A 13,256-nucleotide genomic window follows, 5' to 3' on the forward strand; every position below is an offset into this window, starting at 1 on the left:
TCGATGACGCCTTCCGTGTTCCCCCCTTGCCGGCTCGTGATCACCGGCGCCAGCGGCTTCGTCGGCCGCTCGCTCGTCGCCCGGGCCAATGCCGCCGGCCACAGCCTGGTCGCGCTCTCGCGCAGCGAAGGATCCCTGCCGCGCGGCTACGAGGACGAGGCCGCGCTGGAGCGCGCCTGCGCCGGCGCCGACGCCGTGCTGCACCTGGCCGCCCGCGCCCATCGCGGCGGCACCGATGCGGATTTCGAGTGCAACGTGCGGGCGACGCGCGCCGTCGCCGCCGCCGCACGGGCGGCCGGGGTCCGCCGCGTGGTGCTCCTGAGCTCGATCGGCGTCAACGGCAACGTCACGCGCGGCAGGCCCTTCGACGAGACCGATGCGCCGGCGCCGGTGGAGCCCTACGCCCGCAGCAAGCTGCGCTGCGAGCAGGAGCTGCAGTCGCTCCTGGCCGGCTCCGCCACCGAGTGGGTGCTGGCCCGGCCGCCGCTGGTGTACGGGCCGCATGCGCCGGGCAATTTCGACCGCCTGGTGCGGGCCGTGGCCCGCGGCCTGCCCCTGCCCGTGGCCACGGTGCGGAACCGGCGCACGCTGGTCGGCCTCGACAACCTCTGCGACGCGCTCCTGCTGTGCGCGACCCACCCGGGGGCGGCGCGCCAGCTGTTCCTGCTGGCCGACCACGAGGACGTCTCGACGCCGGACATCGTCCGCTGCATCGCGCGCGGCCTCGCGCGTCCGCCGCGGCTGTGGGGCGCGCCGCCCGGCCTGCTGAAGCTGGCCGCCCGGGCCGCCGGCCGGCCGCGGGTCGCCGAAAGCCTCTGCGATTCGCTGCAGGTCGATGCCGCCAAGGCGCGGCGCGTCCTGGGCTGGGTGCCCGCCGAGCGCACCCCCGACGGCCTCGTGCGGGCCGCCGCCGCCTGGAGGCTGGCGTGACCAAGCGCGGACTCGACATCCTGGTCGTGCTGCTGGCCGGCCTGGGCCTGCTGGTCCCCATCGTGCTGGTGGCGCTCGCGGTCAAGCTCACCTCGCCCGGGCCGGTGCTGTACTGGTCGGACCGGATCGGCCGCCACAACCGGATCTTCCGCATGCCCAAGTTCCGCAGCATGCGCACGGACACCCCGGTCGTGGCGACGCACCTGCTCGAATCGCCGGAGCGCTGGCTCACGCCCATCGGCAGCTTCCTGCGCCGCACCAGCCTCGACGAGCTGCCCCAGCTGTGGAGCATCCTCGTCGGCCACATGAGCATCGTGGGGCCGCGGCCGGCGCTGCACAACCAGCACGACCTGATCGCCTTGCGCACCGAGGCCGGCGTGCACACCCTGCGCCCCGGCCTCACCGGCTGGGCGCAGATCAACGGGCGCGACGAGCTGCCCATTCCCCAGAAGGTGGCGCTGGACACCTGGTACCTGCAGCACCGCTCGCTCGCACTGGACCTGCGGATCATCCTGCGGACCGCGCTGAAAGTGGTGCGCAGCGAGGGCGTGGCCCACTGAAAAGAGGGGGGTTGGCCGCGGCCAACTAAAATCGTGGGTTTCGCCCCCGCAGGTCTCCCCCTCCCATGTCCGAACCCCAAGCCGCCCCGGCCTCCGCCCCCACCGACGAGAACCAGCTGATCGCGGAGCGCCGCGAGAAGCTCAAGGCCCTGCGCGAGGCGCACCGGCAGGGCGCGGGCCCCGCCTTCCCCAACGACTTCAAGCCCGGCGACGCCAGCGCGGCCCTGCACGCCGCCCACGGCGGCAAGCCGGCCGAGCAGCTGGAAGGCGAAGGCACGACCGCGCGCGTGGCCGGCCGCATGATGCTCAAGCGCGTCATGGGCAAGGCCAGCTTCGCCACCCTGCAGGACGGCAGCGGCCGCATCCAGGTCTACGTCACCCGCGACGCGGTGGGCGAGGAGGCCTACAACGAGTTCAAGCGCTGGGATCTCGGCGACATCCTCGGCGCCGAAGGCAAGGTGTTCAAGACGCGCACCGGCGAGCTGTCGCTGCACGCCACCTCGATCCGCCTGCTCACCAAGAGCCTGCGCCCCATGCCGGACAAGTTCCACGGCGTGGCCGACCAGGAGGTGAAGTACCGCCAGCGCTACATCGACCTGATGACGGACGAAGAGGCCCGCAGGCGCTTCGTGGCGCGCAGCAAGGCCATGTCCTCGATCCGCGACTTCATGGTGCAGGCCGGCTTCCTCGAGGTGGAGACGCCGATGCTGCACCCGATCCCCGGCGGCGCCAACGCCAAGCCCTTCATCACGCACCACAACGCGCTCGACCAGGAGATGTATCTGCGCATCGCGCCGGAGCTGTACCTCAAGCGCCTGCTGGTGGGCGGCTTCGAGCGGGTGTTCGAGATCAACCGGAACTTCCGCAACGAAGGCATCTCGGTGCGCCACAACCCCGAGTTCACGATGATGGAGTTCTATGCGGCCTACTGGAACTACCAGGACCTGATGGACTTCACCGAGGCGCTGCTGCGCGACGCGGCGACGCGGGCGGTGGGCACGCTGCAGCTCTCGTACGGCGGCCGGGAAGTGGATCTGTCCAGGCCCTTCGAGCGCCTGACCATCCCGGAAGCGATCGTCCGCCACACCGAGGCCGGCGAGAACGTCACCAACCGCGACTGGCTGGTCAACCAGCTGAAGAAGCTGGGCATGACGGAGGAGAAGGAGCGCCTGTCGGGCCGCTCGCTGGCCTCCCTGCAGGTGCTGTACTTCGAGGAGAAGGTGGAGGAGAAGCTGTGGCAGCCGACCTTCATCATGGAGCACCCGACCGAGATCTCGCCGCTGGCGCGCGCCAACGACGATCGCCCGGAGGTGACGGAGCGCTTCGAGCTGTACATCACCGGCCGCGAGATGGCCAACGGCTTCTCGGAGCTCAACGACGCCGAGGACCAGGCCGCGCGCTTCCTGGCGCAGGTGAGCGCCAAGGACGCGGGCGACGAGGAGGCCATGTACTTCGACCACGACTTCGTGCGGGCGCTGGAGTACGGCATGCCGCCGGCGGGCGGTTGCGGGGTCGGCATCGACCGGCTCATGATGCTGCTGACCGACAGCCCCAGCATCCGCGACGTGATCCTGTTCCCGGCGCTGCGGCGCGAGGGCTGATCTCCGGGGGAGGTGTCCCTTTCGTCCCATAGCGGATGACTCCGGGGCGCTGCAAAGTCGGGCATGCGCCCGCAGCCCGCCCGGGCGCGGAGGAGACCGCATGCGCCTGCCTGCCTGGGCCCGCAGGGCCATGGCCCTCCTGCCGGCCCTGTTCCTGGGCCTGTTCGCGAACCTGTTCCTGGCGCTGCCTGCCGCGCAGGCGGCGGAGCAGGCCGCGGACGCGTCCGCCGCCGCGGCCACGGACGACGAAGCGGTCGTGACCGTCTTCGACCGGCCCATCGCGGTGTTCCGCGCCCCCTTGTTCGGCCTCTCCCCGGCGGCCCGGGCCTCCCGCACCCAGGGCGCCATCCGCGAGCTGCTCGCGCGCGGCGGCCCCGGCGTCGTGACGGCGCAGAAGGAGCCGCAGGGCAACGTCGTGCTGATCGACGGCGCGCTCGCGCTCATCCTCACCCAGCAGGACGTGGACACGGTGCGGCGTGAAACCCTGGACGCCGCCACCCAGGCCAGCGTCGCCGCGCTGACGAACGCCATCGCCGAAACCCGCGAGGCGCGCGACCGCGGCAAGCTGTTGCGGGCGCTCGGCTTCTCGGCGCTGGCCACGCTGCTGTTCCTGCTCGCCGCCTGGGGCGTCCTGCGCGCCCGCAATGCCCTCGCGGCGCGGACGGGGCGGCTGCTGGAGCACGCCGCCGAACGGGCCCGCCTCGACCAGCAGCCGCTGTGGGAAGCCACGCGGGCCCACGCCTTCGGCAGCTGGCTGGTGCGCAGCATCGCCTGGCTGCTGCTGGCCCTCCTGAGCTACCAGTGGCTGGTGTTCGTGCTGCAGCAGTTCCCCGCCACGCGGGTGCGCGGCGAGCAGATGGGCGACTTCGTGCTCGCCCTGCTGGAGGACATCGGAGCGGGCGCCGTGCGCGCGCTGCCGGACCTGATCGTCGCGGGGGTGATCTTCCTGCTGGCCCGGGCGCTGATCGTGACACTGCGGCCCCTGTTCGACCGCGTCGAACAGGGCGACGCGTCCACGGCCTGGCTCGACCGCGACATGGCCCGGCCGACCCGCCGCCTGGTCAGCGTGGCCATCTGGCTGTTCGCCATCGTGATGGCCTATCCCTACCTGCCGGGATCCCAGAGCGAGGCCTTCAAGGGCATGTCCGTCCTGGTCGGCCTCATGATCACGCTGGGCGGCTCCAGCCTGATCGGGCAGGGTTTCAGCGGCCTGATCCTGATGTATTCGCGCGTGTTGCGCCCCGGAGAGTTCGTGCGCATCGGCGACCAGCAGGGCACGGTGGTGGAACTCGGAACCTTCACCACCCGCATCCGCACCGGGCTGGGCCAGGAGGTGACCCTGCCCAATTCCTCGATCCTGGGCCAGACCACGATCAACTATTCGCGCACGGTGCGCGGCCAGGGCTACATCCTCGACACCACCTTGACCATCGGCTACGACACGCCGTGGCGCGAGGTCCAGGCCATCCTGCTGGAGGCAGCACGGCGCACGGAAGGCGTTCGCGCCGACGACCCGGCCCCGCGCGTGATCCAGACCGCGCTGACCGACTACGCCGTGGAATACCGCCTGGTCTGCCACGCCACCCCGGAGCGGCCGCAGGCCCGGGCCGAGGTGATGCATGCGCTGCACGCCAACGTGCTGGACGTGTTCAACGAGCACGGCGTGCAGATCATGTCGCCGCATTACGAGGCCGACCCGGAGCAGCCCAAGATCGTCGGAGCGGGCCACCCGTATGCCGCGCCGGCGCGGCGCCCGGCCACGGAAGGCGCGGCCGCGGAAGGCCCGGCCGAGACGATCCCGGTGCGTCCTCCGTCCACCGCCGCGCGGCCCCCGGCGGCGCCCTGAGGCGGGAGCGCCCCACCCGGGCCCTCCCCGGAGGGAGGGATAACGGTCAGGGCAGCTGCTGTAGGGCGCGCATGTAGCGCGGCTCCGTCATCAGCGAATCCCAGGAGACGGCCGGGCCGCAGGGCAGCAGGGCCAGGCGCCGCTGCTCGCTCACCTCGTTGGCCCGCCACTCGCCACGCGCCTGCGCCTCGGCCAGGCCATCGAGCATCTCGTCGATGGATTTCCCGCCTTCGCTGTGGACCGACTCGTTGCACAGCAGGACCATGTCGCAGCCGGCGCCCAGCGCCGCCACGGCGGCCTCGGTGAAGGTGACGTCGCGGCCCTCGATCTTGCGGGCGCCGGCCATGCTCAGGTCGTCGCTGAAGATCGCGCCCTGGAACTGCAGCCGCTCGCGCAGGATCTCGTTGAGCCAGCGCGGCGAGAAGCCGGCCGGCAGCGAATCCACCTTGGGATAGATGACGTGCGCCGGCATCACGCTGGTGAGCGTGGTGTCCAGCCATTCGTAGGGGACGGCGTCGTCCTGCAGGATCGCCTTGAGGCTGCGCTGGTCGACCGGGATCTCCAGGTGCGAATCCGCCTTCACGAAGCCGTGCCCCGGGAAGTGCTTGCCGCAGTTGGCGACGCCCGCCTGCAGCAGGCCGTGCATCAGGCTCTTCGCCAGCAGCGTGACCACGCGCGGGTCGCGCTCGAAGGCGCGGTCGCCGATCACAGAGCTCTCGCCGTAGTCCAGGTCCAGCACCGGGGTGAAGCTGAAGTCCACGCCGCAGGCCCGCAGCTCGGCGCCGAGCACGTAGCCGGCGGCCGTGGCGGCGGCCATGGCGCGCATCGCGCCGGAGCCTTCGCGCCCCTTCGCGTCCTTGCGCCACAGCTCGCCGAAGCGGCGCATCGGCGGCAGGTGGGTGAAGCCGTCGGTGCGGAAGCGCTGCACGCGCCCGCCTTCGTGGTCCACGCAGATCAGCAGGTCCTCGCGCACGGCCTTGATCTCGGCGCACAGGGCCGCGAGCTGCTCGCGGTTCTCCCAGTTGCGGGCGAACAGGATCATCCCGCCCACCAGCGGATGGGCGAGGCGGCGGCGGTCGTCCTCGCCCAGGGCGAGGCCCGCCACGTCCAGGATCACCGGTGCATGTTCACTCATGGTTCTTTTCTTTCTGCTCGATCACCACGAAGCTCGCGGCGTAGTCCGATTCGTCGGTCACGCTGACCTGCGCGTGCAGGCCGCGCTCCTCGCACCATGTCTTCAGCCCTCCGTGCAGCACGATCACCGGCTTGCCGCTGGGCAGCTTGCCCACTTCGCAGGCCCGCCAGGTCATGGGCATGCGCATGCCGAGGCCGACCGCCTTGCTGAAGGCTTCCTTGGCGGAAAAGCGCGTGGCCAGATAGCGCACGCCGCGCTCCGGCCAGCGGGCGCTGCGCGCCTTCCATGTCGCGAACTCGCCGTCCGCGAGGATCTTGCGGGCGAAGCGCTCGCCGTGCCGATCGAGGGAGGCGCGGATGCGCCGCACGTCGCAGATGTCGGTGCCGATGCCGTAGATCACTGGTCGGCCATCCGGGGGCCGCGCGTCATGGCGGCGAGGTAGGCGCGCACCGTGGCGTCGTAGCCCATCTCCAGCGCGTCGGCGACCAGCGCGTGGCCGATCGACACTTCCAGCACGCCCGGCACCGCGCCCAGGAAGTCCGGCAGGTTGTCGCGATTGAGGTCGTGGCCCGCATTCACGCCCAGGCCGGCCGCATGGGCGGCCTGGGCGGCACCGGCGAAGCGGCGCAGCTGCTGCGCGTGCTGCGGCGTGCCCCAGGCGGCGGCGTAGGGCTCCGTGTAGAGCTCCACGCGGTCGGCCCCCACGGCTTTCGCCAGCGGGATGCTGCGCGCCTCCGCGTCCATGAACAGACTCACGCGCACGCCCAGCGCCTTCGCTTCGGCGATCAGGGGCTTCACCCGCTGCGCGTCCTTCTGCAGGTCCCAGCCGTGGTCGCTGGTGAACTGGCCTTCGGTATCGGGCACGAAGGTGCACTGCTGCGGCCGCAGCTCGCGCACGAAGTCCATCAGGTTGTGGAAGGGGTTGCCTTCGATGTTGAATTCCGCCCCCGGCCAGGCCTTCAGCAACGCGCTGAGCTCGCGCACGTCCTCGGCCCGGATGTGGCGGGCGTCGGGCCGCGGGTGCACCGTGATGCCGTGGGCGCCCGCCTGCAGGCACAGCGTGGCCGCGCGGGTGACGCTGGGGATGCCCAGGTGGCGCGTGTTGCGCACCAGGGCGACCTTGTTGAGGTTGACCGACAGCGCGGTCCGGGTGGGGGTCATAGGGCCTGCAAGTCCATCATCAGTTGGCGCGTGCGCAGCGTCGGAACGCCGCAATGGTAGTGCAGCACGGCGCGCAGCTGCGGCTTGAGTTCGCCCATGCCGGCCACGGCGCGCAGGGTCGCGTCGAAGGGCGCCGGATCGTCCAGCGCCAGCTGCAGCGCATGCCACTGCGGGCCCGCCAGGCTGGCCCGGCCGTCCTCCTCCCCCGCCTCCAGCAGGCCGCCCTCGGCCCGCAGGGCGTAGCGCTCCTGCGGCTGCAGCGGGGCCAGCGTGGCCGTCTGCAGGTCCAGCGAGGGCAGCAGGCCGATCTCGCGCAGCAGCAGCAGCTCGAAGGCCCGCAGGGCGGGCTGGAGCAGCTGCGGCTGCTCGCCGGACAGCACCCGCACGGTGGCCGCGTAGACGTCGAACAGCGCCGGGTGCGGATCGTCGCGCGCCAGCAGACGCAGCAGCAACTCGTTCAGGTAGTAGCCGGACAGCAGCGCCTCGCCGGTGGGCATGACCTGGCCGCCCTGCCACTCGGCCGACTTGAGGGTCCGGATCTCGCCGTCCCCGCCGAAGGCCACGTGCAGCGGCTGCAGGGGCAGCAGCACCGGGCGGAAATTCGAACTGGGTTTCTTGGCGCCCCTGGCGACCACCGCGATGCGGCCGTGCTCGCGCGTGAACAGCTCCAGGATCAGGCTGGATTCGCTCCAGTCGTAGCGGTGGAGCACATAGGCCGGTTCGTTCGCGTAGCGTCTCACTCGTAGCCGAAGGACCTGACGCGGGCCTCGTCGTCCGCCCAGCCGGAGCGCACCTTCACGAACAGCTGCAGGAACACCTTGGCGTCGAACAGCTGCTCCAGCTCCTGCCGCGCCTCGGTGCCGATGCGCTTGAGCTTTTCGCCGCCTTCGCCGATCACCATCGCCTTGTGGCTGTCGCGCTCCACCACGATGGTGGCGGCGATGCGGACCATGCGCTTGAATTTCGGGCTGGGCTCTTCCTCGAACTTCTCGACCACCACGGTGGAGGTGTAGGGCAGCTCCTCGCCGGTCAGGCGGAACAGCTTCTCGCGGATCATCTCGCCCGCCATGAAGCGCTCGCTCTTGTCGGTCAGCTCGTCCTCGCCGTACCACCAGGGCTGCTCGGGCAGGTACTTGGAACAGACTTCCAGCAGGCGCTCGATGTCCTTGGCGTTCTTGGCCGACAGCGGAATGAACTCGGCGAAGGAATGGCGCTCCTGCATGTCGCGCAGCCAGGGCGCCAGGTCGCCGCGGCGATGCACCAGGTCCAGCTTGTTGGCGACGAGGATCGCGGGGATGCCCGGCTTCAGCAGCGCCAGCACCTTGGCGTCGCCCAGCGTGAAGTTGCCGGCCTCCACCACGAACAGCACCACGTCCACGTCGCCCACGACGCCCGTGACGGCGCGATTGAGCGAGCGGTTCAGGGCGGAGCCGTGCTTGGTCTGGAAGCCCGGCGTGTCGACGAACACGAACTGCGTGCCGCCTTCCGTGCGCACGCCCGTGATGCGGTGGCGCGTGGTCTGCGCCTTGCGCGAGGTGATGCTGATCTTCTGGCCCACCAGGGCATTCAGCAGCGTGGACTTGCCCACGTTGGGCTTGCCCACGATGGCCACCAGGCCGCAGCGTTGGGTCGTTTCCGGGGGCGTGCCCGGCGTGGAGGATTCGGTGTTCATCGGGTCCGCTCCAGTGCCGCCGCGGAACCGGCTTTGCCGGACCGCGGGGGGCGCCCCCTGGAGGGGGAGGCGCCGGAGGCGCTTCGGGGGTGGGTCATTTCATCTTCGATTTCAGCACGATCAGCATCGCCTGGGCAGCCGCCTGTTCGGCGGCGCGCCGGGAAGCGCCGCTGCCGCGCTCCAGCAGCCCGAGTTCCGACACCTCGCACTCGACCTCGAAGGTCTGCCTGTGGGCGGCGCCCAGCGTGCCGACCACTCGGTACACGGGCAGCTTCATCTTGCGGCCCTGCAGGGCTTCCTGCAGGTCCGTCTTGGGGTCCTTGGCGGCGGCCGACATGCCGGGATTGATCTCCACCGCGGCGAACAGGCGGTGCACCAGCGCCTCGGCCGCCGTGTAGCCGGCGTCGAGGTGGACGGCGCCGATCACCGCCTCCAGCGCGTCGGCCAGGATGGACGGCCTCTTGTGCCCCCCGGACCGCGCCTCGCCCTCCCCCAGGCGCATCAGGCCCGGCAGGCCGAGCCCGACGGCCAGGCGGTGCAAGGTGTCCTGCTTGACCAGGTTGGCGCGCACGCGCGACAGGTCGCCCTCGGGGAGGTCCTGCAGCCGCTGGTACAGCAGCTGCGCGACAGCCAGGTTCAGCACCGAGTCGCCGAGGAACTCCAGCCGCTCGTTGTGCTGGGCGGAGAAGCTGCGATGGGTGAGCGCGAGTGCCAGCAGCCGCGGGTCCTGGAAGCTGTACTGCAGCCGCTGCTGCAGGGCCGCGAGCGGGTCCGACACGGTGTGGCGCGCTAGCGGCCGGGCCGCGTGACACCCTCGTACTTGAGGGTCAGCCAGGCCGGGCCGGCCAGGTGGAATTCCTTCTCGTACGCGAACGAGACGACGACCTTGTCGCCGTCCTTCGTGACCTCGAGGTCCCTGCCCTTGATCGAGGTGATGTTGTCGATCTCCGCCGCGCGGTCGAAGGCCGCGCGCACCGCCGCCACCGTGGACTCGTCCTTGGCGCGGTTGATCGCCTTCAGCGCCGCCTGGTATTCGATCACCGACGGGAATGCGCGCAAGCCCACCGCCCCGACGACCCCGAGGATCGCCAGGATGAAGATCAACGTGAACAAGGAAATACCGCGTTGCCGCGACTTGCCTGCCATGGATTCCCTCCGTCTCATGTCTCTTATTCGAACTTGCCGACGCGTTGCAGGTTGCGGAAGTTCATCCAGATCAGGAACGCCTTGCCGACGATGTTCCGGTCCGGCACGAAGCCCCAGTAGCGCGAGTCGAGCGAATTGTCCCGATTGTCGCCCATCATGAAGTAGTGCCCTTCGGGCACCTTGCAGACCACGCCCTCGACGCTGTAGCGGCAGTTTTCCTTGAACGGGAAGTCGTCCACGCCCGCCACGAACGCGGGCCGCTCGTCGTCGTTCAGGAGGCGGTGCTTCTTCTCCCCCAGGCGCTCCTCGAACTGCTTGAAGTAGCGCATCGCGTCCGGGTCGAAGAAGTCCTGCAGCTTGCTTTCGTCCACCGGCTTGCCGTTGATGGTGAGCTTCTTGTTCAGGTAGGCCACCTCGTCGCCGGGCACGCCCACCACGCGCTTGATGTAGTCCAGCGTCGGCTTGGGCGGGTAGCGGAACACCATCACGTCGCCGCGCTGGGGCGGCGTGCCCTCGGTGATCTTGGTGTTCAGCACCGGCAGGCGCAGGCCGTAGGTGAACTTGTTGACCAGGATGAGGTCGCCCACCAGCAGCGTGGGGATCATCGAGCCGGACGGGATTTTGAAGGGCTCGAACAGGAAGGAGCGCAGCACGAACACGGCCAGGATCACCGGGAACAGGCCGGCGGTCCAGTCCAGCCACCAGGGCTGCGCCAGCACCCGCTGGCGGGCCTCGGCGAGCTGGGGGTCCACCGGGGCGATGCCCTGGGACTCCAGGCGGTTGTTGCGCTCGCCGGCGCGGGCCTCCAGTTCGGCCGCCGCACGCCGGCGCCGCGGCAGGTACCACGCGCGTTCCGCGACCCAGTAGACCCCGGTGACGATGGTCGCCAGGAACAGGAGCAGGGCGAAGTTGCCTTCGACAAGCTCGAAGTACCACGCGCCGGCATAGCCGACGAAGGCCGCGAGCACCGCGGCCGTCAGGAAGGGCATCATCAGTTTCTTTGAACTCTTATTCTTCGACCTGGAGGATGGCGAGGAACGCTTCCTGCGGCACCTCCACGGCGCCGATCTGCTTCATGCGTTTCTTGCCGGCCTTCTGCTTTTCGAGCAGCTTGCGCTTGCGGGTGATATCGCCGCCGTAGCATTTTGCCAGCACGTTCTTGCGCAGGGCCTTGACCGTCTCGCGGGCGATGACGTTGGCCCCGATCGCCGCCTGGATGGCCACGTCGAACATCTGCCGGCTGATGATCTCGCGCATCTTCGCGACCACCGCCCGCCCCCGGTACTGCGACTGGCTGCGGTGCACGATGATGGACAGGGCGTCGACCTTGTCGCCGTTCAGCAGGATGTCGACCTTGACCACGTCGGAAGGCCGGTACTCCTTGAACTCGTAGTCCATGGAGGCGTAGCCCCGGCTGACGGACTTCAGCTTGTCGAAGAAGTCCAGCACGATCTCGCCCAGCGGCAGCTCGTAGGTCAGCATCACCTGGCGGCCGTGGTAGGCCATGTTGATCTGCACGCCGCGCTTCTGGTTGGCGAGCGTCATGACCGGGCCGACGTACTCCTGCGGCATGTAGAGATGCACGGTCACGATCGGCTCGCGGATCTCCGCGAGCTTGCCCTGGTCCGGCATCTTGGCCGGGTTCTCGACCATGATGACCTCGCCGTCGCCCTTGACGACCTGGTAGACCACGCTGGGCGCGGTCGTGATCAGGTCCTGGTCGAACTCGCGCTCCAGGCGCTCCTGCACGATGTCCATGTGCAGCAGGCCCAGGAAGCCGCAGCGGAAGCCGAAGCCCAGCGCCTGGCTCACCTCCGGCTCGTAGTGCAGCGAGGCGTCATTGAGCTTGAGCTTCTCCAGGCTGTCGCGCAGCGAGTCGTACTGGTTGGCTTCCACGGGGTAGAGGCCGGCGAACACCTGCGGCTGGACTTCCTTGAAGCCCGGCAGCGGCTCGGTGGCCGTGAAGGCGGCGCCGCCGCTGCCGCCCTTGATGATCGTGACCGTGTCGCCGACCTTGGCGGCCTGCAGTTCCTTGATGCCGGCGATGATGTAGCCCACCTCGCCGGCCTCCAGCGCCTCGCGCGGCGAGTTGGCGGGCGTGAAGACGCCGAGCTGGGTCGTCTCGTAGGCGGCCTCGGTCGCCATCAGCTTGATGCGGTCGCCGCGGGCGATGCGCCCGTCGACCACGCGCACCAGCATCACCACGCCGACGTAGCTGTCGAACCAGCTGTCGATGATCATGGCGCGGGGGGCCGCGGCCGGATTGCCGCGCGGCGCCGGGATGCGCGCCACGATCGCCTCGAGGATGTCGTCGATGCCCATGCCGGTCTTGGCGGAGCACGGGATCGCGTCGCTCGCGTCGATGCCGATGACGTCCTCCACTTCCTCCTTGGCGCGCTCGGGATCGGCCTGCGGCAGGTCCATCTTGTTCAGGACCGGCACCACCTCCACGCCGAGATCGAGCGCGGTGTAGCAGTTCGCCACCGTCTGCGCTTCCACGCCCTGGCTCGCATCGACGACCAGCAGCGCGCCCTCGCACGCGGAGAGCGAGCGCGACACCTCGTACGAGAAGTCGACGTGGCCGGGCGTGTCGATCAGATTGAGGTTGTAGACGTTGCCATCGCGCGCCTTGTACGCGAGCGCAGCGGTCTGCGCCTTGATGGTTATCCCACGCTCCTTTTCGAGATCCATCGAGTCGAGCACTTGCTCTTCCATCTCGCGGTCGGAGAGGCCGCCACAGCGCTGGATCAGTCGGTCAGCGAGCGTCGATTTGCCGTGGTCGATGTGCGCGATGATCGAGAAGTTTCTGATGTGATTCATCAACGGGGACGTTCAAGTGATTGATTCGCAAGGGCGCGCACAAGAAAAAAGGGCGCGTCATGAAGGTGACGCGCCCTGAACCAACAATCTATGGCAACTGCGATAGTTGGAGCTTCATTGTAGGCAAAACGGGCCGGGCGTACAGCCGGCAGGTCACTCGAACCCGGCCGTTGCAGCCCCGCAACTGGAATGTTGTCCACAACTTTTCAACAATTCCGGTGCACATCCGGCAGGACAACATGTGGGCGATCTGTGGATCGGCAGTGCATGGCTGCCGGGAATCCCGCATGGTGGTGGAACGGCCGTCCGATATGACCCATCAGGCGCTGGTCGGGATGCATTCTACCGAATCCGGTTGTTAGAGCCGCGGCGAAGTTAGCGAGCG

General features: G+C 69.5%; 14 protein-coding genes. 5 read left to right on the forward strand and 9 right to left on the reverse strand.

The window, feature by feature from the left end:
• Positions 1-15: 15 nt before the first annotated feature.
• From JJ685_RS24950 to JJ685_RS24965, 4 genes are all read left to right on the forward strand, one after another.
• On the forward strand, positions 16-930 hold the full coding sequence (locus JJ685_RS24950; protein WP_201677083.1) for an NAD-dependent epimerase/dehydratase family protein: 915 nt from the start codon (positions 16-18) through the stop codon (positions 928-930).
• Complete coding sequence (locus JJ685_RS24955) at positions 927-1,490, forward strand: sugar transferase (protein WP_330901839.1); 564 nt, start codon at positions 927-929, stop codon at positions 1,488-1,490. Before JJ685_RS24950 ends, JJ685_RS24955 begins: the two co-directional genes overlap by 4 nt.
• A gap of 65 nt (positions 1,491-1,555) precedes the next feature.
• Positions 1,556-3,091 carry a lysine--tRNA ligase gene (gene lysS, locus JJ685_RS24960; RefSeq protein ID WP_201677084.1) on the forward strand — a complete coding sequence of 512 codons (1,536 nt, stop codon included), beginning with the start codon at positions 1,556-1,558 and terminating at the stop codon, positions 3,089-3,091.
• A gap of 100 nt (positions 3,092-3,191) precedes the next feature.
• Positions 3,192-4,937: a mechanosensitive ion channel family protein gene (locus JJ685_RS24965; RefSeq protein ID WP_236599261.1), complete on the forward strand. Its 1,746-nt coding sequence runs from the start codon at positions 3,192-3,194 to the stop codon at positions 4,935-4,937.
• Between the two features lie 46 nt (positions 4,938-4,983).
• Here the strand turns inward: JJ685_RS24965 and nagZ are convergent, their stop codons facing one another.
• From nagZ to lepA, 9 genes are all read right to left on the reverse strand, one after another.
• Entirely contained in the window at positions 4,984-6,072 is a 1,089-nt protein-coding gene (nagZ, locus tag JJ685_RS24970) for a beta-N-acetylhexosaminidase (protein WP_201677085.1), read from the reverse strand.
• A complete protein-coding gene (acpS, locus tag JJ685_RS24975; RefSeq protein WP_201677086.1) occupies positions 6,065-6,472 on the reverse strand; it encodes a holo-ACP synthase in 408 nt (135 codons plus the stop codon). Before acpS ends, nagZ begins: the two co-directional genes overlap by 8 nt.
• Positions 6,469-7,233: a pyridoxine 5'-phosphate synthase gene (locus JJ685_RS24980; protein WP_201677087.1), complete on the reverse strand. Its 765-nt coding sequence runs from the start codon at positions 7,231-7,233 to the stop codon at positions 6,469-6,471. The genes acpS and JJ685_RS24980 overlap by 4 nt, the downstream gene beginning before the upstream one ends.
• Positions 7,230-8,015 carry a DNA repair protein RecO gene (gene recO / locus JJ685_RS24985; RefSeq protein ID WP_236599277.1) on the reverse strand — a complete coding sequence of 262 codons (786 nt, stop codon included), beginning with the start codon at positions 8,013-8,015 and terminating at the stop codon, positions 7,230-7,232. The genes JJ685_RS24980 and recO overlap by 4 nt, the downstream gene beginning before the upstream one ends.
• Positions 7,970-8,905 carry a GTPase Era gene (gene era / locus JJ685_RS24990; protein WP_201677089.1) on the reverse strand — a complete coding sequence of 312 codons (936 nt, stop codon included), beginning with the start codon at positions 8,903-8,905 and terminating at the stop codon, positions 7,970-7,972. Before era ends, recO begins: the two co-directional genes overlap by 46 nt.
• A 94-nt stretch (positions 8,906-8,999) precedes the next feature.
• On the reverse strand, positions 9,000-9,683 hold the full coding sequence (gene rnc, locus JJ685_RS24995; protein WP_201677090.1) for a ribonuclease III: 684 nt from the start codon (positions 9,681-9,683) through the stop codon (positions 9,000-9,002).
• An 11-nt stretch (positions 9,684-9,694) separates the two neighbouring features.
• Positions 9,695-10,018: a DUF4845 domain-containing protein gene (locus tag JJ685_RS25000; protein WP_330901840.1), complete on the reverse strand. Its 324-nt coding sequence runs from the start codon at positions 10,016-10,018 to the stop codon at positions 9,695-9,697.
• Positions 10,019-10,074: 56 nt separating this feature from the next.
• Positions 10,075-11,040 (reverse strand): signal peptidase I, encoded by a 966-nt coding sequence (gene lepB / locus JJ685_RS25005; protein ID WP_201677267.1) that lies wholly within the window; start codon positions 11,038-11,040, stop codon positions 10,075-10,077.
• Positions 11,041-11,059: 19 nt separating this feature from the next.
• Positions 11,060-12,871: a translation elongation factor 4 gene (lepA, locus tag JJ685_RS25010; protein WP_201677092.1), complete on the reverse strand. Its 1,812-nt coding sequence runs from the start codon at positions 12,869-12,871 to the stop codon at positions 11,060-11,062.
• 59 nt (positions 12,872-12,930) lie between these two features.
• Here lepA and JJ685_RS25015 point away from each other — a divergent pair, with 59 nt between their 5' ends.
• Positions 12,931-13,233, forward strand: a complete 303-nt coding sequence (locus JJ685_RS25015; protein WP_201677093.1) for a hypothetical protein — start codon at positions 12,931-12,933, stop codon at positions 13,231-13,233.
• The last annotated feature ends 23 nt before the right edge of the window (positions 13,234-13,256 follow it).

Origin of the sequence: Ramlibacter monticola (assembly GCF_016722785.1) — a bacterium.
GTDB lineage: Bacteria > Pseudomonadota > Gammaproteobacteria > Burkholderiales > Burkholderiaceae_C > Ramlibacter > Ramlibacter monticola.